Origin of the sequence: Sphingomonas plantiphila (genome assembly GCF_046000505.1) — a bacterium.
In the GTDB taxonomy this organism is placed as follows: Bacteria; Pseudomonadota; Alphaproteobacteria; order Sphingomonadales; family Sphingomonadaceae; genus Sphingomonas; species Sphingomonas plantiphila.
On sequence record NZ_JBELQC010000001.1, the window covers coordinates 47,427 to 71,124 of the forward strand.

Genomic DNA, 23,698 nt, shown 5'->3' on the forward strand with positions numbered 1-23,698 from the left:
CGCCCGGCCACCCATAAGATACGATGCCGTTGGGTGGCCGGGTAGGGGAGCGGGCCGGTGCCGCGCAAGCAAAGCTTGAATCGACTCGTAGGCCATACCCGATATTCGGTAAAGTGGGCAGCGCAGCATTTTTCGGCTACGGTTTGCTGTGCATGGCACGATGACGCTTTAGGACTGTTCGTTCGAATCAAATTTGCTAATCTCGTTCGATGAACGCCGAAGACGCAGCGCCCGAAGAGGCGCGGGGGGAAACGAAACGGTTCCGCGCAAAGCGCGACGCGATCCTCGCGGCGGCAGCGGACGTGATCAACGAACAGAGCGCGAAGGGCATGACCTTTGCCGATGTCGCACAGCGCGTCGGGCTCAACACCACCAGCGTAACCTATTATTTCAAGCGCAAGGAAGACCTTGCCGCGGCCGCGTTCGAAGTGACGCTCGATCGGCTCGATGCCATGCTCGACGAAGCGCATGAGGAGGGCACGCCCGAAGCCCGCGTCGCGCGCTACCTGTCGATCAACATGGAGCGGCTCGCCCGCATCCAGCGCGGCGAGGAAAAGGCATTCGCGATCCTGTCCGACCTGCGCGCGATGGAAGGCGAAATGCGCGCCCGCCTGATGCAGCGCTGGCAGCAGATCTTTCGCAAGACCCGCGCGCTATGGGGGGCCGAGGGCAGCCGCGCGCAGACCGACCTGCGCGGCGGACGCGCGCATGTGCTGCTGGAAAATACCTTCTGGCTTCCGGCCTGGATCACGCGGTACGAGGTGGACGAGTATCCGCGCGTCGAGAGCCGGTTGATGGACGTGTTCCGCCACGGCATTGCAACGCCGGGCGACAAATGGACGCCGGCGCTGCTCGACCTCGCGCATGACGAGGCGGAGCCGGGACGGGAAGCGTTCCTGCTGGCGGCGACGCGGCTGATCAACGAACTCGGCTATCGCGGCGCATCGGTGCAGAAGATCGCGAGCGAGCTCAACGTCACCAAGGGCAGCTTCTACCACCATCTCGACGCCAAGGACGAGCTGGTGATCGAATGCTACAAGCGCAGCTTCGACCTGATCGCCGAAGCGCAGCGGCTGGCGGAGGAAGGGCCGGGTGACCATTGGCGCAAGCTGACGAGCATCATCGCCACCCTGCTCGACGTACAGTTTTCGGAGCGCGGGCCGTTGCTGCGTACGACCGCGCTGTCGGGCCTGCCGCCGCGCGTGCGCACCGCGCTGATCGACCGTTCGAACCGCATCGCGCGCCGCTATGCCGGCATGCTGTCGGACGGCATCGCCGAAGGATCGATCCGCGCGATCGACCCGCTCGTCGCCAGCCAGACGATGATGGCGCTGCAGAACGCCGCGTTCGACATGCGCAAATGGGCGGGCACGATGCCGCGCGATCGGGCGGTCGCCTTCTACGCCTCGACCATCGTCTTCGGCCTGTTCGACGACCGGGTGCTGGACTTCTAGGCGCCGGACATCGTTCGCGTCAGGCGGCCGCCCCCCGCTTCAGCCAAACCCCCGCCCGCCAGTAATGGAACAGCGCCCAGGGCGTCGCCGCGGCGAAGGTCAGCATCGCCAGGCGCAGCGCCTCGGCATCGCCATAAGCGGGCTTGAGCGCATCGGAGATCACCCCGATCATCGTCGGACCCAGGCCAAGGCCGATCAGGTTGATGACCAGCAGCGTCACCGCCGCCCACAGCGCGCGCATGCGCAGCGGGGCGAGCCCCTGGATCAACGCGAAGGTGGGGCCGAGATAGGAGTTCACCAGAAGCAGCGACGCCCAGTAGATCGGGATCGCGATCCACGGATCGGACGATGCGTAGAACAGGAAGGACAGCGGCAGGCCGATCCCCTTCATCGCCAGCACCAGCCACGCCTGGCTGTGCAGCCCCCACCGCTCCGCCGCCTTGTTCGCGAGCCAGCCGCCGAGCACCGCCGACAACGTGCCGCACACCGCGCCGACTGGCGCGACGATCGACGCGATCTGGAGCTTGTCGAGGCCGATGGTGCGGATCAGGAAACTCGGGCCGAAGGCGGTGTGGCCATAGCCGATCAGCGAGGTGATGGTAACGCCCATCACCAGATGCACGGCAGCGCGGTTGGCGAACAGCGAGCGGAAGCCTTCGCCGAAACCGGGCATGGCGCCGTGCGCTGCGGGCGCATGACCGGCGTCCGACAGGCCGCGGCGCGGCTCGACCACGAACAGCTTGATCACGATGGCGAGCAGGATCCCCGGGACACCGACCGCGAACATCGCGACGCGCCATCCGAAATAATGCGCCAGCGTGCCGCCGATGATCGTGCCGCCCGCCGCCCCCAGGACAACGCCGAGCGAGTAAATGCCCATCGCGCCGGCGCGCTTTTCGGGCGGATAGAGATCGGCGATGATCGAGTGGCTTGGCGGGCTCGACCCCGCCTCGCCGATCCCCACGCCGATCCGCGCGATCAGCAGCTGGATGAAATTCTGCGCCAACCCGCACACCGCGGTCATCGCGCTCCACAAGGTCAACGCGATCGCGATGATGTTGACCCGGTTGCCTCGATCCGCGAGCCGCGCCACCGGCAGGCCGAGCGTGGCGTAGAAGATCGCGAACGCGAACCCCGCGAGCAATCCAAGCTGCGTGTCCGAGAGCAAGAGTTCCGCGCGAATATCCTCCTGAAGGATCGCGAGGATCTGACGGTCCATATAGCTGAAGAAATAGGCGCAGGTGAGGAGGAACAGCGTCGGCCCGCGCCGGGCGATCGCCAGCGCATCGGCGGGGGAAGAAGCCGAGGTCGCCATGTGCACGTTACTCCATCACAGGGGCAGCCGCCCGTCCATATAAAGCGGGGTCTCGCCGCGTTCCCCGCGCGGCGAGACCCCGTCCGGCGCTGACTTCAGAACTTGGCGGAAACGCCGACCTTGAAGTTGCGGCCAAGAGGATTCCCGACGAAAGGCTCGTAGTTATAGTCTTCGCGGGCGAACGGCGGGTCCTGATCGAACAGGTTGTACACGCTGCCCGAAAGGGTGACGCTGTCGGTGATGGCGAACTGGATCGTGAAATCGACGGTGGTGAAACTGTCGATGTTCGCACCCTCCGTCACCCGCGCACCGCCGAGCGCCGGGTTGGGCCCGTAGATGCCCGCCGTCGTCGTGTCGGCGCGCTGGTCGTACAGCCCGTCAATATAGGTGGCGGTCAGCCGCGCATCGACCGGCCCTGCCCCCAGTTCGAGATAGGCCTGCCCCTTCCACTCGGGCACCGGATAAAGCGTGGTCTGATAGTTGAGCAATCCGACCCCGTCATAGCCGGGCTGGACCAATGTCCCTTCGACGAAGATGTCGCTGATCGAGTTCTGCAGCGTGTAGGTGACGCTGCCGCCGATGCCGAAGCGCGTATCGCTGCCGAACAGATCGTTCGAGCGATAGCCGACGACCGCGTCGATACCCTCGTTGGTGATCGATGCGCCGTTCTGTGCCTCGGTCCGGACACGCGAGATCGCGGTGCGGGACGTGGCCGCAGTGCACGGACCGGTCGAGAAGGTGAAGCGCGCGGCCAGCGCCGCATTCGTCGCGCACGTATTGCCCCCGGTGCTCGGGAACAGCGTGTTGACCATCGCGATCAGCGGGTCGGAGACGATCACATCCTCGATATCGTAGCGATAATAATCGAGGCTGGCGCTGAATCCGCCGGCGTTGAGCAGGATGCCCGCGCCATAGTTTTTCGAGCTTTCCGGCACCAGATTGGGGTTGCCGAACACGTCGATCGGCCGGAACGTCGTGTCGATGATCTGCAGCGATGTGACCGACCCCGGCGCCAGCTGGTTGAGCGTCGGCGCACGGAAGGTGGTCCCGAAACCGCCACGGATCGCAAGCCAGTCGGTGACCTGCCAGCGCGCCCGAATCTGCGGATCAAAGGTCGATCCGGTCGCCCCGCCATAATCCTCGAACCGGGCGGCGAGCTGGACGTTCAGCGTGTCGAAGATCGGCAGCTGCAACTCGCCATAGACCGCCCAGACGTCACCCGAGAGGTCATAGTCGGAATTGGTGCCAAGGAAGCCCAACGCGCCCGCCGGAGCCCGCCCGCCGGCGCATGCCGCCGGATTGGTGTTGCCGTTGAGCGGCGTCTCGCGGCAAGGATTCTGCGCCAGATTGTTGTTGGCGCCGTAGCGGCCGGTGATCGACTGATCGCGATACTGCGCGCCGATACCGAACTGCACCTCGCCCCCGGGCAGCGAAAAGCCGGTGCCGCCGCTCAGCGAGGCCTCGCCGACGAACAGGTTGGTGTCGACCTTCGTGTTCGAGCGGACGAAGAACCAATTGGTCAATTCCGCACTGTTCTGCGGCCCGTTGGCCACCGGATTGGTCTGGCCGGTTGCCGGATTGACCGAGACGGCGTTGCCGAACGGGTTGAGCCACAGACACCCATTGGCACCCGGCGTGGTGCCCGTGCAGTTCGGCCCGCCAAAGCCGAGCAGCGCGCGCTGCACGCGATCGCCGAACGAATCGTAGCCGTCGATATAGCGATAGTAATTATGGTAGGTCGCGTTGAGGTTGTAGTTGATTCCGTCGGCGATCTCGCCGCGCAGTTCGGCGGTGAAGCGGGTGGATTCACTCTTGCGCATGCCGCGCGCCGAGCCCGGCTCGCCCTCCTCGCCCAGCGTTGTGGGGTTGCCGCCGAGCAGATAGGGGCGGAACAACAGCGTCGGGAACAGCACGCCCGCGCCGGCCGGCGTTGCATTCGCCGCACGATAGGCGACCAGACCAGGGTTGGCGCTGGGCACGAAATAGCCGCTGTTCAGCAATGCGGAGAATGGCGCCCATGGCGTTCCTGCCGCGGAGACTGCCGATGGAGGCTGGGTCAGCAGATAGGACGGCGACGTCAGATAATGTGGAACGGTCGTCCGGCCATAGAGCGCGGTGACCTGGAAGGTCGTGTTCTCGCCCACGTCCCATTCGAAGTCGACGAAGGCCTGGCCGCGCTTCTCAAGCTCGACCAGATTGTCGAACACCGAATATTGGTTGTAGCAGCGTGCATCGGCGCCGACGAAGCCGCCGAGCGGCGCGCAGGCGCTGTCAGCGACGACACCGGTCACCGGCGAACCGGTCGCGCCCAGAAACAGGAAGTTCGATGGGTTGCCGCCGCCGGTCCAGCCGCCCTGCGGGTTTTCGGCATAGGGCCGGATCGCCCAGTCGCGATCCTTCGCCATCAGCTGGCCGCGCTTCTGGAAGCCGGCGGCGAACAGGACGCGGAAATTCTCGCCGACATGGCCATAGCTGATCGACGCATCGACATCGCCATCGGACCCGTCGATGAAGCGCCAGCTGCCCGCTACGTTGAAACCGCGCTGGTTGGTACGCGTGATGAAGTTGACGACGCCCGCAATCGCTTCCGATCCGTAGGTCGCGGCGGCGCCGTCCTTGAGCACTTCGACCCGGCCGATCGCAGCCTGGGGCAGCATGTTGATGTCGACCGACGGCACACCATTGCCCGACGTGGCCAGGCGCTTCGAATTGAGCAGCACGAGCGTGCGCTGCGGGCTCAGCCCGCGCAGGTTGACCGTGGCGATGCCCTCGGCGCCCTGCGATCGGCTGTCGAACTGGTTGGCGTCGCCCAGCGACGCGCTCGAGCTGGGCAATGCCTTGACCAGATCCAGTGTCGAGGGGTTGCCCTGCTTGGCAAGCTCCTCGGCCCCGATCACGTCCACGGGCAACGCCGCATCCTCGGGCGTGCCGGCAATCAGCGATCCGGTGATGACGATTTCGGTTTCGTCGGAGTCCTGCGCAAAGGCGGGCGACATTCCCCCGATCGCCAGCGCCGACAGTCCGCACGCGAGCAACAGCTGCTTCTTCATAGATCCCACTCCCGTTCGGCCGGAATGCTTCACGATTCCATACCGTATCCTCGAATAGATCGATTTCAGAGAGCGAGGTCAAGAGCACAAAACCGTTGCGAAACGCCACCTATCTATAGGTGTTACGCCGAAGTCACGCCTTGCCGCCGCTGGTCGGCAACTGGCCCCAGGTACGTTGAACCATTATTCTAAACTTCGAATTTTCATGCCGCACATGCGAAAAGGGTCCCGGTCGGCGATGCGACCGGGACCCTGCATTAGCTCACGAAACGAAGTTGAAGATCAGAACCCGCTCAACCGCGCAAAGCGTTCGCGGTGATAGGCGGTGTTGCCCCACATCTGCTCGAGCACCCGCATGCGCTTGAGGTAGAAACCGGCATCATATTCGTCCGTCATGCCGATGCCGCCGTGCAGCTGGATCAACTCGCGGCTCATCAGATGGCCGACCTCGTTCGCCTTCGCCTTGGCGAGCGACGCCGCCTGGCGCGTGTCTCCGCCGCGGTCGATCGCGGCAAGGCCGGCTTCGACGGCGGACCGCATCAGCTCGATCTCGGTGAACAGATTGGCCATGCGGTGCTGCAGCGCCTGGAAAGTCGCCAAAACCTGGCCGAACTGAACGCGCTGCTTGAGATAGGCCAGCGTCGTGTCGAATGACTGCCCCGCCATGCCGAGCATTTCGGCGGCGGCGAGCACTGCGGCACGATCGAGCACCGCGTCGCGCAGGCCGTCGCCACCGTCGGCGAGCTTGTCGGCGGACGCGCCGTCGAACGTCACCTGCGCATGGCTGCGGAAATCGACCAGGTGACGGCGGTCGACGGTTACGCCTTCACCCGCCTCGACCAGATAAAGGCCATCGGTCGCGGCGACGACGAACAGCCCGGCGCTGTCGCCCTCGGCAACGAACGCCTTGGTGCCGGTCAGCTTGCCGCCGGACACGCTCGCAGTGATCGCCTCGGGATCGTGTCGCGGCCCTTCATCGACGGCGAGCGTCGCGACCAGTTCTCCGCTGGCGATACGCGGCAGATACGCGTCCCTCTGTGCATCGCTGCCGCCGAGCAGGATCGCGGAGGCGGCGGCCGCGCTGGCGGCGATCGGGCTGGCGGCGAGCGTCTTGCCCAGCTCCTCGACCACCAGGCCCAGGCTCAGCCAGCCGAAATCGCTGCCGCCCTGCGCTTCGGGGATGATCACCCCGGTCCAGCCCATCTCGGCCATCGTCGCATAGGCGGCGGGGTCGTATCCCCGCGCCTCATTGGCGTTGCGGATCTTGCGCCAGGCACCGACCGGGCTCTCGTTGCTCGCCCAGTCGCGCGCCATGTCGCGCAGCATCGTCTGTTCTTCGGTCAGAACGGCCATTGTCAGTCCCTCTCAAACCCTAGTTCGCCATGCCGGACTTGTTCCCGCATCCACTTCGCGTCCGCGCACCGCTCAAGCCTCTTGCTTCGCGCTCGCGGCACCGTGGATCCCGGCACAAGGCCGGGATGACGATTGTTGTGCCTTACTGGTGATCCAGCATCCCGAGGATGCGCTTGGCGATCACGTTGTTCTGGATTTCGGTCGAGCCGCCGTAGATGGTCGTGGCCTTGCCGAAGAGCCAGCCGCGAACGCCGTGCAGCTGCGCCTCGGTAAAGCCCTCGCCCTCCCAGCCGAGCCCTTCCATCCCCTGAATCTCGATCATCAGCTCGGCGCGCTCCTGGCCGAGCTTGGTTCCGACGGTCTTGAGGATCGACGAGACTTCGGACACGCCGCCGACCGCCTTGCTCTCCGCCTGCACGCGCATCGCGGTGAGCAGGAAGGCGCGCCAGTCCATCTCGAACTTGGCGATGCGCGCGCGCAGATCGGGGTCGGCGACACGCCCCTGATCATCCACGCCGACATATTTCTTGGCGACATCGGCGAGCGAGGGGCCGGTCATGCGGAAGGCCGAGCCGCCGCCCGAAAGATTGGTGCGCTCATGCTGGAGCAGGCGCTTGCCGATCGTCCAGCCCTGCCCTTCTTCGCCGACGCGGTTTTCCTTGGGCACCTTCACATTGGTGAAGAAGGTCTCGCAGAAGGGCGACATGCCGCTGATCATCTGGATCGGCTTCACCTCGACCCCCGGCGCGTCCATGTCCATCAGCAGGAAGGTGATGCCGCCCTGCTTCTGGGACTTGTCGGTGCGCACGAGGCAGAAGCATTTGTCCGCCCATTGCCCGCCGCTGGTCCAGGTCTTCTGGCCGTTGACGAGATAATGGTCGCCCTTGTCCTCGGCAAAGGTCTGGAGGTTGGCGAGGTCGGAGCCGGCATTGGGTTCGCTATAGCCCTGGCACCAGCGGACCTCGCCCCTGGCGATTGCGGGGATATGTTCGCGTTTCTGCGCCTCGTTGCCATATTCGAGCAGCGTCGGGCCGAACATCATGACGCCCATGCCGCCGATCGGGTTCCACGCCCCGGCGCGCGCCATTTCCTCCTGCAGCACCTTGGCCTGCGCGCGGCTGAGGCCACCGCCGCCATATTCGGCGGGCCAGGTGGGGACGCCCCACCCCTTTTCGCCCATCGCCTTGCGCCAAGCCGCGACCTCGGGCGTCTCCTGCGTCGGCCCCTCGACCGCCGACATCGCATTGTCCTTGCCCTTGAGCGATACAGGGAAGTTCGCCGCGAGCCAGTCGCGCACTTCCGCGCGGAACGCCTCCAGCGAGTCGGCCCCCGTCACGGGTTCGGCCAGCGTAGCCATCAGAAATCCTCCTAAACCAGCGCCGACGGCGCTCTTACGTTTTGAAAATGCGGTATGGACCGTCGCGCGTCAATTCCCTTTTCGACGCAACCGCCTCAACGCGCCGGGCCGAGCAGCGCCGAATTGTCCATCTCCACCGCGCGCGCTTCGGCCTCCCGCGCGCGCAACGCGGCAACGTTCGCTTCATGCTTCGCCTTGGTGATCGGATAGAACAGCAGGAACAGTGCGCCGAGCGACCACAGCCCGATCGAACAGGGGATATAGTGGATGACGAGGCTGCGGATCGCCTCCTCGCTCACCTGTCCGGGTGCCGGCTTGGCCGGGAAATCGGCCCAGATCAGCAGCCGACCGGCAAGGAAGATGCCGACTGCGGTCGAGCATTGCTGCATGAAGCTGGACGCTGCGAAAAAGGTCCCCGCCTCATGCCGGCCGGTCTTGAGCGCGCTGTCCTCGACCACATCGGCCAGCATCGAACTGGTATTGATCAGCGAGATCGCCACCATCGCCCCATAGAGCGCACCGATCGCGAAGAGCGTCGGAACCAGCAGCGGGTGTCCGGGCGCGAAGAACCAGCCATTATAGGCAAGGAACAGCGGGGTGAGGCCGATCGAGACGCCGACCACGGCAAACAGCATCGAGCTGGCACGCTTGCCGATCCAGGCGGACATCACCGGTGCGAGCGGCGCGGCGATGGTCGCGGCGACCAGACTGTCGATCGTCAGGATCGCGACCTGTGCCGCGTTCAGCTGATAGAGATAGGTGAGGAAAAACAGCGTCGTGGCACTGTACAGCCCGATCGCCGAATATTTGAGCACGCCAAACCCGAAGATTGCGAGAAACGCGCGGTTCTTCAGCGCCGACCCCATCTCCCGCAAATGGCCGATCAGCGACGTGCGCTCGGTCCGCACCTCCGCCTGGCGCAGATACGGGATGCGGTTATGCGTCGCGATGCCGCAGATCAGGATCGCGGCGAAGATCGTCAGCGCCCCTGCGATGGCGAAGCCGGGATAGCCCGCCGGATTGAGCTGGCCCCGCGGAAATTCGGGCGTCGCGGCGAAGAAGGTCAGCAGGCACAGCGTGGTGAAGCCGTAGGTGCCGGCATAGCCGAACCACCAGCGCAGCCCGAACAGCCGCGTGCGTTCGCGATAATCCTCGGTCAGTTCCGGGGTCATCGCCGAAGTGCTGATCTCGAACGCGCTGATCGACATGCGGGTGAGCGATGCGGTGACGAAGATCCAGATGCCGGTCTGCAGGTCGCTCATTCCCGCCGGCGGGAACCAGGCGAGCAGGAAGAACAATGCGGTCGGCAGCGCGGCGCCGTAGATGAAGGGATGCCGCCGCCCCCACCGGCTGCGCGTGCGATCGGACCAGCGCCCCAGCAGCGGATCGGCCACCGCATCGACCAGCAGGGTCAGCGCTACGGCGGCGGAGACGACCCCGGCCGGCACGCCGATGATCTGGCTGTAGAAGAACAGAAGATAGGTGGTGAACGCCGCATTCTTGATGCCGTTGGCGATCGCGCCCGAGCCATAGCCGATGCGCGTGCCCAACCCGATGGGCGGCACGCTGCGTGCCGGGTCGGTCACCGCTGCGTCGGGTGCAGACAGGGTTCCGTCATGCGTCGTCGCCATCCTCATCCTCCTTGGCCGTCTGCTGCGGCTAATCATTCGAAGATGCGGTACGGATGGCGACGCGTCAAGCGACCTGCGATTTGGATCGCGACGGACCGATCGGCGCGCGCTAGGATCGGCACGCATAAGAGGGGGCCGGAATGAAGTTCGATCACCGCGCGGTACCGATCGCGCTCGCCGCAGTGCTGATCGATGCGATCGGCTTCGGGATTGTCATCCCGGTGCTTCCGACGCTGATCGTCGAATTGACCGGCGACACGCTGACGGATGCAACGCGAACCGGCGGATGGCTCGCCATCGTCTTCGCGCTGGCCCATTTCTTTGCCGGCCCGGTGCTGGGCAACCTCGGCGATCGTTTCGGCCGTCGCCCGGTGATCCTCGCGGCGATGCTGATCTTTGCGATCGACTATGCGCTGATGGCATTTGCGCCGACCATCGCCTGGCTCTTCGCCGGGCGGCTGATCGCGGGCATCGCAGGAGCGGTCTACGGCCCCGCCAACGCGATCCTCGCGGATGTGACCCGGCCCGAACGGCGCGGCGCGGTCTTCGGGCTGATGGGCGCTGCATTCGGGATCGGATTCATCATCGGCCCGGCAATCGGCGGGCTGCTCGCCGAGTTCGGGCCGCGCGCGCCGTTCATGGCTGCCGGGGCGCTGGCGGCGCTCAACGCGACATGGATCTTCTTCATTCTGCCCGAGACGCTGGCACCCGAACATCGCCGTCCGTTCAACTGGAAACGCGCCAATCCGCTGGGCACCTTCGGCCCCCTGTTCGCGATGAAGGGAGCACTGCCGCTGCTGGCGGTGGCGTTCATCTGGCAGCTGGCGCACCAGGTCTATCCATCGACCTGGGCCTTTTATGCCGAGCTGGCGCATGGCTGGGACAGCCGCGCGATCGGCTGGTCGCTGGCCGCGTCGGGGACCGCGATGGCGCTCACCCAGATTTTCGTCACCGGCCGCGCGATCGCCGCGCTGGGTGAGGCGAAGACGCTGATGATCGGGCTGGTCGTCGGCACGCTTGCCTACGCCGCTTATGCCTTCGCCACCGAAGGGTGGCAGGTCTATGTCATCCTGACATTCGGCGCGCTCCAGATGCTCGCCTATCCCTCGCTCAATGCGATGCTGAGCCGCCGGGTGGATGCGGCCAATCAGGGCGCGTTGCAGGGCGGGATGGCGAGCATCGCCAGCGTCGCGGCGATCCTTGGCCCGCTCAGCCTGACGCAGACCCTGGCCTATGGCGCCGAGCGCGGCTTTCCGGGAGCGGCCTTCGCGCTCGCCGCGGGACTGACGACCATCGCGGCGGGGATCGTGCTGATGTTCCTGCTCCGGCGCGGGATCGAACCGGCGCCGGTTGCGTAAGAGCGCGCTCACCCCATCTGTCCGCCTTAACGCTGGAGACCCGCGCCCATGATCGACCTGCATTACTGGCCCACGCCGAACGGCCACAAGATCACGATGTTTCTCGAGGAGGCGGCACTCCCCTACACCATCCAGCCGGTAAACATCGGGCAGGGCGAGCAGTTCAGGCCCGATTTCCTGAAGATCGCGCCCAACAACCGGATGCCGGCCATCGTCGATCACGAACCCGCCGATGGCGGCGAGCCGATCAGCGTGTTCGAGAGCGGCGCCATCCTCGTCTACCTCGCCAACAAGACCGGCAAGTTCTTCGGCCCCGGACAGCGCGACAAGATCGTCCAGATGCAGTGGCTGATGTGGCAGATGGGCGGGCTCGGCCCGATGGCGGGGCAGAACCACCATTTCAACCGCTACGCGCCCGAGCAGATCCCTTACGCGCAGAGGCGATATATTGACGAGACCAACCGCTTGTACGGCGTGCTCGACCGCCAGTTGGCGGGCAAGCCGTTCGTCGGCGGCGAGGATTATTCGATCGCCGACATGGCGATCTATCCGTGGATCGTCCCCTACGCGGCGCAGAGCCAGAACCTCGACGACTTCGCGCATGTGAAGCGCTGGTTCGAGGCGGTCGGCGCGCGGCCGGCGACGGTGCGCGCCTATGCCAAGGGTGAGGAGGTTCGGCCGGGCAATCCGGCGATGACCGACGAGCAGAAGAAGGTGCTGTTCGGGCAGACGGCGGCGGTGACCAAGGGGTGAACGTCCGCATTGATCAACGGTGCCCGCTCACATCAGCGGGCTGAAGCATCAGATAGCCGGCCGGCCGGTCAGAGGCCTGCCTTTTCGATCGCGATGGCGAGTTCGCTGGCGGCCGACTGGTCGTCCGCGGGCCGCAATCGGTTCAGCGCCGTCTGCACCCGTGTCTGCGCGACCTGCAGCGTCTTGTACCGCGTCTCGCGCGCGAGATTGGTGCGCCATGACGGGCTTTTCCCGAGCAGCGGCAACCATTTCGCCTCTTCGGTGGCGAGTATTTCAAGCGCAAGCCGCAGGCCGTCGCGTCGGCCATGGTCGTAGTCATCGGCCATTCGTCACCTCCTGCGCGGCGCGATTGACAGATCGCGACGGCGCAGAACAGCGATAACGCGTCGGTCGGACGTTCTATGTCGCAGAGGAATGCCCTTCCTTTCCGCACCGCTTCCGCTCGCGGGGACGGGCTTTACCCCCGCCCTGCCCCGGTCGCGCGGCAGCGATCGGAGCAGTATTTGACGTTCTCCCAGTCGCGCTCCCATTTCTTGCGCCAGGCGAACGGGCGGGCGCAGGCCACGCAGAGCTTGGTCGGCAGGGTGAGCTTCTTGTGCGCCACCTTCAGCCCTTCCCCGGTCTCCGCGACAGCCCCACATCGAGATGCGCGCCAGCATCGAGCAGCATCACTTCGCCGGTGATCACGCGGCTGGCGGGATCGAGCAGGTTGACGATCGGGCCGGCGATATCCTCGGCATGCGCCGCCATCGCCATCGGAGTCTGGCTGGCGATATAGGCTTCGAACTTGTCGAACGCCTCCGATGTCATCCGCTCGCTGAACCACCCGGTGCCGACATAGCCGGGCGCAACTGCGTTGACGCGGATCGCCGGAGCGAGGACGCGGGCGAGGCTCTTGGTCATCGTCGCCAGCGCGCCCTTCGACGCGGCATAGGCGACCGAGGAGCCGTTGCCGAACACGCCGGCGACCGAGGCGATGTTGACCACCGCGCTCGCCGGGCCTTCGCGCATCGCAGGGGCGCAGGCGCGGATCATCTGGAACGGCGCGACGGCGTTGAGCCGGTAGATGTCGAGAAAGTCGTCGGCGGTCAGCGCTTCCAAGTCCTCGTGATTGGCGAACTTGGTCTTGCCGGCATTGTTGACCAGCAGGTCGATGCGGCCGAACGCATCGCTCGCCGCCTTGGCCAGCGCGCGGCACTGGGCGTCGTCGGCGATATCGGCCTGTACCGCGATAGATCCGTTGCCGATCTCCGCCGCCAGCGCCTCGGCGGCATCGCGGCTGTTGGCATAGTTGATGACGCAGCGCACGCCGCGCTCCGCCAGCCGCCGGACGACCGCGGCGCCGATCCCGGTCCCCCCGCCGGTGACGATCGCCGCCATGCCTTCCATGGTCATGCCTTGGCGCTTTCCCGCGCGGTCACGCGCCGGTGCCAGTCGTTGAGCCGGGCATGTTCCTCGGCGATCGACAGACCGATAAAGGTGCCGAAATCGATCGTCGTGAGCAGCAAAATGTCTGCCATCGAATAGGTTTCGCCCGCCAGGAACGGGGTTTCCCCCAGCGCATCGTCGAACAGCGCGTGCGCCCGCGCCACCAGCGCCCGATTGCTCTCGCCGAATTCCTTATACTGATGCGGGTTCACCCGCGCGGTGAAGGGGTGGGTATGCACCCAGATCATGCCGGTCGGAACCATCAGGCGCAGCTCGACGCGACGGCTCCACATTTCGATCTGCGCGATTTCTGTCGGAGTGGCGCCGAACAACGGCGGCTGCGGATGCAACGCCTCGAGGTAGCGGCAGATCGCGACGCTTTCCGACAGGCAGACCCCCTCGTCGGTCTGAAGCGCGGGGGTCTGGCCGAGCGGGTTGATCGCCTTGAACGCGTCGGTCTTGTGTTCGCCCTTCAGGATCGACACGTCCTGCCGGGGCAGGTCGATCCCTTTCTCCGCCGCGAAGATGCGCACGCGGCGCGGATTGGGGGCTGGCATCGCCGAATCGTAGAAGATCATTCGTCTCTCCGCGTCGTTTTTCGAAGATCGCGTATGGCAGCGATTGGCGGTTTCGCATAGCAGTCGATCCGAATCGAGGAGAGAGAATGCAGACGGCACGCAAAATCCTGGACCTGCCTTTCGGCACGCTGCCCGACCTGATCGCCGCCCATGCACGCGAGCGCGGGGACAAGCCGGCGGTGGTGCATGGCGATGCGACCCTCAGCTATGCGCAGCTCGACGCGCGCATGGATCGCGTGGCGGCGGCGCTGCAGCGCGACGGACTGACGCGCGGGCAGGCGGTGACGATCGTCGGTGCGACCAGCATCGACTATGCCGCGATCTTCCTGGGCGCGATCCGGGCAGGCGGCGCGCCGGCTCCGATCGCACCCTCCAGCACCGGCGAGCAGATGGCGGCGATGATCGCCGATAGCGGCGCGGGCATGCTGTTTCTCGACGCCGATGCGGCCGCGACGCTTGGCGATCGAAAGGTACCCGCGCGCCGCGTCGCGCTGGATCGGAGCGATGCGGGCGAAGCGCTGGAAGCGTGGCTGGCCGACGCAGGCGCCCCGCGCCCCGTCACAATCGCTCCCGAAGACCCGTTCAACATCATCTATTCGAGCGGCACGACGGGCACGCCCAAGGGGATCGTCCAGCCGCACGCCATGCGCTGGGCGCATATCGCGCGCAACGAGGCGGCGGGGTTCGGCGACGCGGTGACGATGATCGCGACCCCGCTCTATTCGAACACGACGCTGGTGAGCTTCATCCCGACGCTTGCCTGGGGCGGCACCGTCGTGCTGCTCGGCAAGTTCGACGCACGCAAGTTCCTGGAGGCGGCGGAGCGGCATCGCGCCACGCACGCGATGCTGGTGCCGGTGCAATATCAGCGCATCATGGCGATCGAGGATTTCGACCGGTTCGACCTTGGCAGCTTCAGGCTCAAGACGTGCACCAGCGCACCCTTTTCCGCCGCACTGAAGGCCGATGTGGTCGCACGCTGGCCGGGGCTGCTGGTCGAATATTACGGGATGACCGAGGGCGGCGGCACCTGCATCCTCAATGCGACGACGCATCCCGACAAGCTCCACACCGTCGGCCAGCCCGCCCCGGGCCATGACATCCGCCTGATCGACGAGGACGGGAACGAGGTCGCACGCGGCGAGATGGGCGAGGTCGTCGGCCGCAGCCCGGCGATGATGAGCGGCTATCACGGACGCAAGCAGGCCAGCGCCGAGGCGGAATGGTTCGATCCGGACGGCAATCGCTTCATCCGCCACGGCGATGTCGGGCGGTTCGACGCCGACGGCTTCCTGATCCTGATGGACCGCAAGAAGGACCTGATCATCTCGGGCGGGTTCAACATCTACCCCAGCGACCTCGAGGCGGAACTGGCCAAGCATCCGGGCGTGCGCGATTGCGCGGTCGTGGGCGTGCCGTCGGAGCAATGGGGCGAGACGCCCGTGGGCTTCTATGTCCCCGCCGATGCCGCGCCGGCAGCCGACATCCTTGCGACGGTCAACGCAACGCTGGGCAAGACCCAGCGGCTGGCCGACCTGGTGGCGATGGACGAACTGCCGCGCAGCGCGATCGGCAAGGTGCTCAAGCGCGAACTGCGCGATCTGTACATGGAGAAGACCCCGGCATGACCTCGCTTCCCCGATTGCTGGCCGATGCGGTACGGACCGAGAGCGGCTTCACCACCGAGATCCCGGCCAACTGGCTGCAGGGGCGCACCGCCTATGGCGGGCTGTCCTCGGCGCTGGCGCTGAGCGCGGCGAAGCAGGTCGAGCCCGATCTGCCACCGCTGCGATCGGCGCAGGTGGCGTTCGTCGGGCCGCTGGCGGGGCCGGTGACGGTCACCGCGACCAAGCTGCGGCGCGGGCGGAATGCGGCGTTTATTCAGGCGGATATCAGCAGCGAGGCAGGCCTGGGCCTGCGCACCAACTTCGTGTTCATGGCGCGAATGGAGTCGGCGATCGACCATGACGGCACCGCACGCACTCCGCACGCGCCGCCAGCTGCGGATACCGCGCTGTACACCGGGCCGAAGGAGTTCTTCACCGGCAATTTCAACTTCTTCGACCTCAAGGCCGAAGCCGGGCCGACCGAATGGCTGCGCTGGGGCCGGCTGATCGACCGAGCGGGGCTGGACCCCGAGGTCGAGCTGATGGCGATGGGCGACGCGCTGCCCCCGGCCGCCTTCAAGCTGTTCGCCAAGATGACTCCGCTGTCGTCGCTGACCTGGCAGGTCAATGTCCTCCAGCCCGCCCCCGCGACGCAGGATGGCTGGTGGCTGCTCGAAGCGGAAACGGACAGCGCGCGCGGTGGCTATTCGAGCCAGACGATGCGGATGTGGAGCGCCGACGGGACGCTAGTGGCGGAGGGCATGCAGGGGGTCGCGATTTTCGGCTGACGCCGACACATTTTGCGACACTTTCCCGTCCGGCTGACAAATGGCTGCGACAGGCGGCGTTCAGAAGGGGCATCACAGCGGCTGCCCCTTGCCGCCTGACAGGAGCCACCGATGAAGACCTTTCTCACCACTGCAGCGATCGGCGCGATGCTGACCGCGGGCGTCGCTGTCGCGATGCAGAATCCGGCGCCGACCACGCCGAAACAGCCGATTTCGAAAGCCGAAATGCTCGCCCGTGCGGACGCGCGGTTCGACCGGCTGGACACAAACAAGGACGGCCAGCTGAGCGCCGACGAGCGCAAGGCCGGCATGGACGCCGCACGCGCGGCGATGGCCGAACGCAAGGGCGGCGAGTTGCAGGACTTCATGCCCGGCGGTCGTCGCGGCGGTGCCCGCATGGCCGAACGCATGATGAAGCGCGTCGACACCAATGGCGATGGCATGATCAGCAAGGCCGAGAACCGCGCCATGGTCGAAGCCCGCTTCGCCCGGATGGATGCCGACAAGGACGGCATGATCGAGCAGGGCGAGCGGCGCGGCGCGGGCAAGGCCAAGTGGAAGCGCGGCGGCGAACGGCGCGGCGCATCCAAGGGCATGGGCCGCCGCGGCGGCGCGATGGCGATGATGAAGGCCGACACCAATGGCGACGGCGCGATCAGCAAGGCGGAATTCGACGCCATGTCGTCCGCGCGCTTCGCCAAGCTCGACACCAACAAGGACGGCAAGATCGACGCCGCCGAGATGCAAGCGCAACGCGCCAAGGCCCGCGAGCGCATGAAGACGATGCGCGAGCGTCGCGGAACCACGCCGCCCGCCCCTTCCCCCGAAGGCGAGTAAGCGGCGATGCCGGGCGGGATCGACGACCTCCTCCGTGCCCGCCCGGCACTTCCCGAGCGGATGGAATCTGCTAACCACGGCGAGATGACCGCCGAGACCCCGCATCTGCTGCTCGTCGACGACGAGCGTTCGATCCGCGAGCCGCTCGCCCAATATCTCACCAAACAGGGCTTTCGCGTCACCCAAGTGGGGGATGCGGAGGCGGCGCGGGCGCGCTTGTCGGCCTATTCGATCGACCTCGTAGTGCTCGACATCATGATGCCGGGCGAGGACGGCCTCAGCCTGACGCGGCATATGCGCGCGACGGGCGATACCCCGGTGATCCTGCTGACCGCGCGCAGCGAAGAGACCGACCGCATTGTCGGCCTCGAAATGGGCGCCGACGACTATGTCGTGAAGCCCTTCTCCCCCCGCGAACTGTCGGCGCGGATCAAGGTGGTGCTGCGCAGGTTGCAGGCGGGCGGCACGCGCCAGCACGCCCCGGAGACCGGCAGCTACGCCTTTTCGGGGTGGGTGCTGAAGACCAGCGAGCGCGCGCTGGTCGACCGCGACGGCGTGTCGGTGCCGCTGTCGACCGGCGAATATAATTTGCTGCTTGCCCTCGTCATGCGCCCGCGTGCGGTGCTGACCCGCGACCAGCTGCTCGACCTGACCCAGGGTCGCGAGGCGGCGGCGTTCGATCGTGCGATCGACAACCAGGTCAGCCGCCTGCGCAAGAAGATCGAGCCGGATGCGAAAAACCCGACGCTGATCAAGACGGTGTGGGGCGGCGGCTATACCCTCGCGAGCGACGTGACGCGCCTGTGATCCGGCGATGAGGCGGTTCGTCCCCCGCAGCCTGACCGGGCAGATCGCGCTGATGGTGGCGCTGGCGCTGTTCGTCGCACAGGCGATCAACTTCGCCCTACTGCTGCGCGAACGCCGCATGCTGCGCTTCGAGCAGGTGACCGCGCCCGCCATCACGCGCGTCGTCGACGCCGCCGAGCGGATCCGCGACGGCCGCTTTCGCGAGCCCCCCGAACAACGCCGGACGCGGTTGCGGCTGGAGCCGCGCAACCCGATCCCGCCCGGACTGCGTCGCCAGCCGGATGTCGAGGAGGGGCTGCGCCAGGCGCTGGCGGAAGCAGGCATTCCGGTCGGCGGAATCGTGACCGGGCTCAGCCGCATTTCCGAAACCGACCCGCGCTTTGCCCGCATGAACGCCCTGCGCGCGCAACGGATGAAAAGGCTGGGCGGCGAGTTGTTCGTCGCGGTCGAGCTGCCGGGACACGGATGGCTGGTGCTCAAATCGGGCTGGCCGTTCAGCGATCGCGACATCATCTGGCGGCTGATTTTTCAAACGCTGATCATCTATGCGATCGTGCTGGTGCCGGTGCTGTGGCTCGGCCACCGCGTCGCGCGCCCGCTGCGATCGCTCGCCGCCTCGGCGCGCGACTTCAATCCCGCCACGCCGCACGAACCGATCGAGGAACACGGGCCTGGCGACGTGCGCGCGGTGATCGCCGCCTATAATCTGATGAGCCGCCGCGTGACCGCGATGCTCGATGAAAAGGACCAGATGCTCGGCGCGATCGGCCACGACCTGCGCACCCCGCTCGCGGCGCTGCGCGTCCGCATCGAATCGGTCGAGGACGAGGAAGACCGCCTCCGCATGGCCGACACGATCGACGAGATGAACGGCACGCTCGACGATATCCTCAGCCTGGCACGGCTGGGACGGCCCAGCGAGGCGCCGACCGAAACCGACTTGTCCGCGCTGATCGACGCGGTGGTCGACGATTTCCGCGATCTGGGCCATGCCGTCGACTATGAGGACGGGCAGCGCGTGATCCTGCGCCTGCGCCCCTCGTTGATGCGTCGTGCGGTCCGCAACCTGATCGAAAACGCGGTGAAATATGCCGACGGCGCCGATGTGGCGCTGCGCCGCGACGCCGGGAGCGTCCGGATCGAGGTCGCCGATCGCGGCCCCGGCATTCCGGCCGATCAGATCGCGGCGGTGTTCGATCCCTTCACCCGGCTCGACGCGTCGCGCAATCGCAGCACGGGCGGCGTCGGACTGGGGCTGACCCTGGCCCGCGCGATCGTGCGCGAGGCGGGCGGCGATATCACCCTGGTAAACCGCGATGGCGGTGGACTGTGCGCGACGATCACCTTGCCGGGGCGATAGCACACCATTGACAACCCGCGTGGCTAACCCGACCAACCGGATCGGGGAGACATGACGTGAGCGGGTTCTAATTCATCTTTTCGCTGTTCTGTGCGATGCTGGACATGCTCGCATAAAAGATCCGTTGACTACATATGTAGTCAACGGATCGGCCGATGAACAGATTTATGCCGATCGTCCTTGTTGCCGGCGCGACTGCACTGCCGGCTGCGGCGCAGGACCACATCTCCGGGCAATGGATCGTCACGGTTGATCGCTTGGGGACGCCTGAATATTCGACGCTGAATCTGCGTCGCGACGGCGATGCGCTGCGCGGCGACTGGGACGGCGAGTCGGTCACCGGCACGATCAAGGGCCGCGGCGTGGTGCTGACGATCCGCGACCGGCGTACTGCAGTCTATCGCTTCACCGGGACGAGCGGTCGCGATGGAATCAGCGGGGTCGCCGACTATCCAGATAACAACCACCCGGAGTTGCGGCTGCGCTTCGGCTTTTCGGCGCGGCGCGTTCCCGACCGACCGCCTACCGGGCCACAGGTGCATGTGTTCACGCCCGCCGATTATTCGAACAGCTTCTCCGCCGAACGCCGCCCGGTCCTGACCATCTGGCCGGGGGATACGGTGCGTACCACCACGGTGGATTCGGGCGGGATGGACGCGCAGGGGGTGACGCGCGCACTGTTCGGCAATCCACAGACCGGCCCGTTCTTCATCGCGGGTGCCGCTCCGGGCGACACTGTCGTCGTCCACATTCTCAAGCTGCAACCCAATCGCGATTGGGCGGAGAGCCTGGACAGCATCGTCGGCCGGGCGCTGGGCACGGCGCTGGTGCCCAAGGCAGGAGCACTGGGAAAGACGGTCAGGTGGCGGCTCGACCGTGAGGGTGGATTTGCGACCCCGGCGGAGGCGAGCGGACGGCTCAAGGACTTCCGCGTCCCGCTGCGCCCGATGCTCGGCGGCCTGTCGCTCGCACCCGGCTTCGCGACCCCGCCGATGTCGACCGGGGACACCGGTCGCGCAGGCGGAGACATGGACTTTCCGGAAGTGATCGCGGGTAACGCCGTGCTGCTGCCGGTCCAGCAGCCGGGCGGCCTGCTTTATCTCGGCGATGGTCATGCGGCGCAGGGCGACGGCGAGACCAGCCAATATGGGCTGGAGACATCGATGGACGTGGAGTTCCGCGTCGAACTGATCAAGGGCCGCGCAATCGGGATGCCTCGCGTTGAATCGCCCACCGAGCTCATGGTGCTGGGGCAGGCCGGGTCGCTGGACGAAGCGCTCAAGAGCGCGACGACCGGCCTGATCCTGTGGCTCCAGCAGGATTACGGACTCACGCTGTCCGAAGCGGCGCAGGTGATCGGCGCGGCGATGCGCTATTCGGTGCCGAACTTGGCGGGTCGCAGCGTCGGGGTTGCCGCGCGGATCGGCAAGGCGCTGCTGCCGCCGCGCGAACCGCCCAGGCCCTGACGCAAAGCGGGCCGGAGTTGCCCCCGGCCCGCTTCGCGTTTGTCAGGTGATCGGATCGATCAGCCGACGATCTCTTCCGGCTTGAAGAAGTAGGCGATCTCGATCGCCGCATTCTCGTCGCTGTCCGAACCATGGACGGTGTTGGCCTCGATCGACTCGGCCAGTTCCTTGCGGATCGTGCCCGGCTCGGCGTTCGCCGGGTTGGTCGCGCCCATGATGTCGCGGTTGCGCTGCATGGCGTTCTCGCCCTCGAGCACCTGCACCACGACCGGGCCGGAGATCATGAATTCGACCAGCTCACCGAAGAAGGGGCGCTCCTTGTGGACCGCGTAGAAGCCCTCGGCCTGCTCGCGGGTCATGTGGATGCGCTTGGAGGCAACGACGCGCAGGCCGGCTTCCTCAAGCATCTTGGTGACCGCGCCGGTCAGGTTGCGGCGGGTGGCATCGGGCTTGATGATCGAAAAGGTACGGGTCACGGCCATGGCCATGCGGCTCCTGTCATATGGGGGATGGGATTGCGCGCGCCCTTAGAGACAGGCGCGGGCGGTGGCAAGGGGCCGCAGGTGCGCCGTGTCAGGCCGCCTGCCCCCAGCGTCCGTTTTCGTCCTGTTTCCAGTAGCGGCGCTCGACGCCGTCGCGTTCGGCAAGGGTCTTCCACGCGATCCGCGCCGCGCCGATGCTGTCTTCGCCGAAGAAGTGGAAGGCGCGTTCGAAGCTGAGCGCGTCGTCGCGCCATTCGCCGTCGATCAGGGCGACGTGGCGCGCGCCGTTGCCCGGGGCGACCGCTTCGCCGATCAGCACCGGCTGCAGCCTGTCGTCCCCTGCCCCCGCCTGTGCATGCGGCAGGAAACTGTCGGGGCGGAAGGTCCACAGCAGCTGGTCGATCCGGCGACGCTGTTCGGCATCACCGGAGACGATAAGCAGGCGCTGGCCGCTTTCCACCACCTTGGCCGCGATCTGCGGGAGCGCGCGCTCCAGCGGGGTCGCGGTCAAGTGGTAGAAATCGACCTGCATGGCTCCCAGCTCAGCGCTCGAAATTGTCGCGGACGAAGCGGTCGAGCAGGCGCACGCCATAGCCGGTCGCGCCCTTGTCGTAGTTCGGACCGGGCTTGTCGGCCCATACCATGCCGGCGATGTCGAGATGCGCCCAGCGCACGCCGGGTTCGACGAAGCGCTGGATGAACTGCGCGGCGGTGATCGACCCCGCGCCGCGCGGCCCGACATTCTTCATGTCGGCGATCTGGCTGTCGAGCAGCTTGTTATACGCGTCGCCCAGCGGGAAGCGCCACAGCTGATCCCCGGTCGCGCGGCCCGCCGACAGCAGCTGCTCGGCAAGGCCGTCATCGTTGGCGAACAGGCCGCCATGTTCGTTGCCGAGCGCGATGATCATCGCACCGGTCAGCGTAGCGAGGTCGACGATGGTCCTGGGGCCATGCGTCTTCTGGACCCAGGTGATCGCGTCGCACAGCACCAGCCGCCCTTCGGCGTCGGTGTTGATCACCTCGATCGTCTGGCCCGACATCGACGTGACGACGTCGCCGGGACGCTGGGCATTGCCGTCGGGCATGTTCTCGACCAGGCCGCACACGCCGATGACGTTGACCTTGGCCTTGCGCAGCGCCAGCGCCTTCATCGCGCCCGCGACGGCACCCGCGCCGCCCATGTCCCACTTCATGTCTTCCATGCCGGCCGCGGGCTTGATCGAAATGCCGCCGGTGTCGAACGTCACGCCCTTGCCGACCAGCGCGACATCGACGTCGCCTGCATCCTTGCCGTTCCAGCGCATCGCCAGCAGGCGCCCGTCACGGCGCGAACCCTGCGCCACGCCCAGCAGCGCGCCCATGCCGAGCTTTTCCATCGCGGCGCGATCGAGCACCTCGATCTCGATGCCGAGATCGGCGAGGTGACGGCAACGCTCGACGAAGCTTTCCGGGTAGAGGATGTTCGGCGGCTCGGACACGAGCGTGCGCGTCAGCTCCATGCCCTCGGTCACTGCGGCATGCGCGGCCCAGGCCTCGTCGCTGCCCTCCGGCGCGCCGACAATCACCAGCGTGTCCAGCGTCGGCTTCTGCTTCTCGGTCAACTTGGTGCGATAGGCGTCGTGGCGCCAGCCGCGCTGCTTTGCCGCTGCGGCAAAGCGGGCGACGGCACGCGCGGTCGGCGCGCCGCCCAGCGCTGCGAAGTCGACCGTGATCGTGGTCACGCCCGAGGTCAGGAAGCGCGCGGTCAGCGCGCCGCCGGCGCGTCCATAATCGGCTTCGCTCCCGGCGCCCACGCCGACCAGCAATACGCGATCCGCGCCATCCTTGCCCGGCACGAACACTTCGGCGATCGATCCCACCTCACCCTCGAAGCGCCCCGAACGCGCGGCGCCGCGCACCAGCGCCAGCGTCGTATCGTCGAGCGTGCCGCCGGGCATCCGGTCCAGCCCGTCCTTTTCGACCGGCAGAGCGAGCACCGCCGCGTCGGCGGGGCGGGCGGCGGAAAATGTTACCTGCATGAAGCTTCCTGTTCCTGTGGGTCACCGCTTATGGCGAGTCGACCCTATCTAGGGAA

Annotated in this window: 21 protein-coding genes; 9 read left to right on the top strand and 12 right to left on the bottom strand. The window is 66.5% G+C overall.

Annotated features, from left to right (window positions below; translation table 11 throughout):
• Positions 1–209 precede the first annotated feature (209 nt).
• Positions 210–1,454, top strand: coding sequence for a TetR/AcrR family transcriptional regulator (locus ABS767_RS00230; protein ID WP_408076355.1), 1,245 nt, complete (start codon positions 210–212; stop codon positions 1,452–1,454).
• A gap of 19 nt (positions 1,455–1,473) precedes the next feature.
• On the opposite strand, the gene ABS767_RS00235 is transcribed toward ABS767_RS00230, so the two are convergent.
• From ABS767_RS00235 to ABS767_RS00255, 5 genes are all read right to left on the bottom strand, one after another.
• Positions 1,474–2,769 carry a spinster family MFS transporter gene (locus ABS767_RS00235; protein ID WP_408076356.1) on the bottom strand — a complete coding sequence of 432 codons (1,296 nt, stop codon included), beginning with the start codon at positions 2,767–2,769 and terminating at the stop codon, positions 1,474–1,476.
• A gap of 95 nt (positions 2,770–2,864) precedes the next feature.
• The gene (locus ABS767_RS00240; protein ID WP_408076357.1) at positions 2,865–5,819 is read right to left on the bottom strand and encodes a TonB-dependent receptor domain-containing protein; all 2,955 of its coding nucleotides are present in this window, start codon (positions 5,817–5,819) and stop codon (positions 2,865–2,867) included.
• A gap of 282 nt (positions 5,820–6,101) precedes the next feature.
• A complete protein-coding gene (locus tag ABS767_RS00245) occupies positions 6,102–7,172 on the bottom strand; it encodes an acyl-CoA dehydrogenase family protein (protein WP_408076358.1) in 1,071 nt (356 codons plus the stop codon).
• 142 nt (positions 7,173–7,314) lie between these two features.
• Entirely contained in the window at positions 7,315–8,529 is a 1,215-nt protein-coding gene (locus ABS767_RS00250) for an acyl-CoA dehydrogenase family protein (protein ID WP_408076359.1), read from the bottom strand.
• Positions 8,530–8,624: 95 nt separating this feature from the next.
• Positions 8,625–10,160, bottom strand: a complete 1,536-nt coding sequence (locus ABS767_RS00255; RefSeq protein WP_408076360.1) for an MFS transporter — start codon at positions 10,158–10,160, stop codon at positions 8,625–8,627.
• Between the two features lie 140 nt (positions 10,161–10,300).
• Here ABS767_RS00255 and ABS767_RS00260 point away from each other — a divergent pair, with 140 nt between their 5' ends.
• Positions 10,301–11,518, top strand: coding sequence for a TCR/Tet family MFS transporter (locus ABS767_RS00260; RefSeq protein WP_408076361.1), 1,218 nt, complete (start codon positions 10,301–10,303; stop codon positions 11,516–11,518).
• A gap of 48 nt (positions 11,519–11,566) precedes the next feature.
• Complete coding sequence (locus ABS767_RS00265; protein WP_408076362.1) at positions 11,567–12,271, top strand: glutathione binding-like protein; 705 nt, start codon at positions 11,567–11,569, stop codon at positions 12,269–12,271.
• Positions 12,272–12,339: 68 nt separating this feature from the next.
• Here the strand turns inward: ABS767_RS00265 and ABS767_RS00270 are convergent, their stop codons facing one another.
• From ABS767_RS00270 to ABS767_RS00285, 4 genes are all read right to left on the bottom strand, one after another.
• Positions 12,340–12,597 carry a hypothetical protein gene (locus ABS767_RS00270; protein ID WP_408076363.1) on the bottom strand — a complete coding sequence of 86 codons (258 nt, stop codon included), beginning with the start codon at positions 12,595–12,597 and terminating at the stop codon, positions 12,340–12,342.
• A gap of 131 nt (positions 12,598–12,728) precedes the next feature.
• Complete coding sequence (locus ABS767_RS00275; RefSeq protein ID WP_408076364.1) at positions 12,729–12,875, bottom strand: DUF2256 domain-containing protein; 147 nt, start codon at positions 12,873–12,875, stop codon at positions 12,729–12,731.
• A 2-nt stretch (positions 12,876–12,877) separates the two neighbouring features.
• The gene (locus ABS767_RS00280; RefSeq protein WP_408076365.1) at positions 12,878–13,666 is read right to left on the bottom strand and encodes an SDR family NAD(P)-dependent oxidoreductase; all 789 of its coding nucleotides are present in this window, start codon (positions 13,664–13,666) and stop codon (positions 12,878–12,880) included.
• Positions 13,663–14,277 carry a glutathione S-transferase family protein gene (locus ABS767_RS00285; RefSeq protein WP_408076366.1) on the bottom strand — a complete coding sequence of 205 codons (615 nt, stop codon included), beginning with the start codon at positions 14,275–14,277 and terminating at the stop codon, positions 13,663–13,665. Before ABS767_RS00285 ends, ABS767_RS00280 begins: the two co-directional genes overlap by 4 nt.
• A gap of 86 nt (positions 14,278–14,363) precedes the next feature.
• Between ABS767_RS00285 and ABS767_RS00290 the strand changes: the two genes are divergently transcribed.
• The 6 genes from ABS767_RS00290 to ABS767_RS00315 all read left to right on the top strand — a co-directional run bounded on the left by ABS767_RS00290 (position 14,364) and on the right by ABS767_RS00315 (position 21,142).
• On the top strand, positions 14,364–15,905 hold the full coding sequence (locus ABS767_RS00290; RefSeq protein ID WP_408076367.1) for a class I adenylate-forming enzyme family protein: 1,542 nt from the start codon (positions 14,364–14,366) through the stop codon (positions 15,903–15,905).
• The gene (locus tag ABS767_RS00295) at positions 15,902–16,672 is read left to right on the top strand and encodes a thioesterase family protein (RefSeq protein WP_408076368.1); all 771 of its coding nucleotides are present in this window, start codon (positions 15,902–15,904) and stop codon (positions 16,670–16,672) included. The genes ABS767_RS00290 and ABS767_RS00295 overlap by 4 nt, the downstream gene beginning before the upstream one ends.
• 111 nt (positions 16,673–16,783) lie before the next feature.
• The gene (locus ABS767_RS00300) at positions 16,784–17,509 is read left to right on the top strand and encodes a hypothetical protein (RefSeq protein WP_408076369.1); all 726 of its coding nucleotides are present in this window, start codon (positions 16,784–16,786) and stop codon (positions 17,507–17,509) included.
• An 84-nt stretch (positions 17,510–17,593) separates the two neighbouring features.
• Complete coding sequence (locus ABS767_RS00305) at positions 17,594–18,316, top strand: response regulator (protein WP_408076370.1); 723 nt, start codon at positions 17,594–17,596, stop codon at positions 18,314–18,316.
• Between the two features lie 7 nt (positions 18,317–18,323).
• Complete coding sequence (locus ABS767_RS00310) at positions 18,324–19,676, top strand: sensor histidine kinase (RefSeq protein ID WP_408076371.1); 1,353 nt, start codon at positions 18,324–18,326, stop codon at positions 19,674–19,676.
• A 155-nt stretch (positions 19,677–19,831) separates the two neighbouring features.
• The gene (locus ABS767_RS00315) at positions 19,832–21,142 is read left to right on the top strand and encodes an acetamidase/formamidase family protein (RefSeq protein WP_408076372.1); all 1,311 of its coding nucleotides are present in this window, start codon (positions 19,832–19,834) and stop codon (positions 21,140–21,142) included.
• 59 nt (positions 21,143–21,201) lie between these two features.
• On the opposite strand, the gene ndk is transcribed toward ABS767_RS00315, so the two are convergent.
• The 3 genes from ndk to ABS767_RS00330 form a co-directional block, all read right to left on the bottom strand.
• The gene (gene ndk / locus ABS767_RS00320) at positions 21,202–21,624 is read right to left on the bottom strand and encodes a nucleoside-diphosphate kinase (RefSeq protein ID WP_264423901.1); all 423 of its coding nucleotides are present in this window, start codon (positions 21,622–21,624) and stop codon (positions 21,202–21,204) included.
• Between the two features lie 91 nt (positions 21,625–21,715).
• The gene (locus ABS767_RS00325) at positions 21,716–22,156 is read right to left on the bottom strand and encodes a DNA polymerase III subunit chi (protein ID WP_408076373.1); all 441 of its coding nucleotides are present in this window, start codon (positions 22,154–22,156) and stop codon (positions 21,716–21,718) included.
• Positions 22,157–22,166: 10 nt separating this feature from the next.
• Positions 22,167–23,642 carry a leucyl aminopeptidase gene (locus ABS767_RS00330; RefSeq protein WP_408076374.1) on the bottom strand — a complete coding sequence of 492 codons (1,476 nt, stop codon included), beginning with the start codon at positions 23,640–23,642 and terminating at the stop codon, positions 22,167–22,169.
• Between the last annotated feature and the right edge of the window lie 56 nt (positions 23,643–23,698).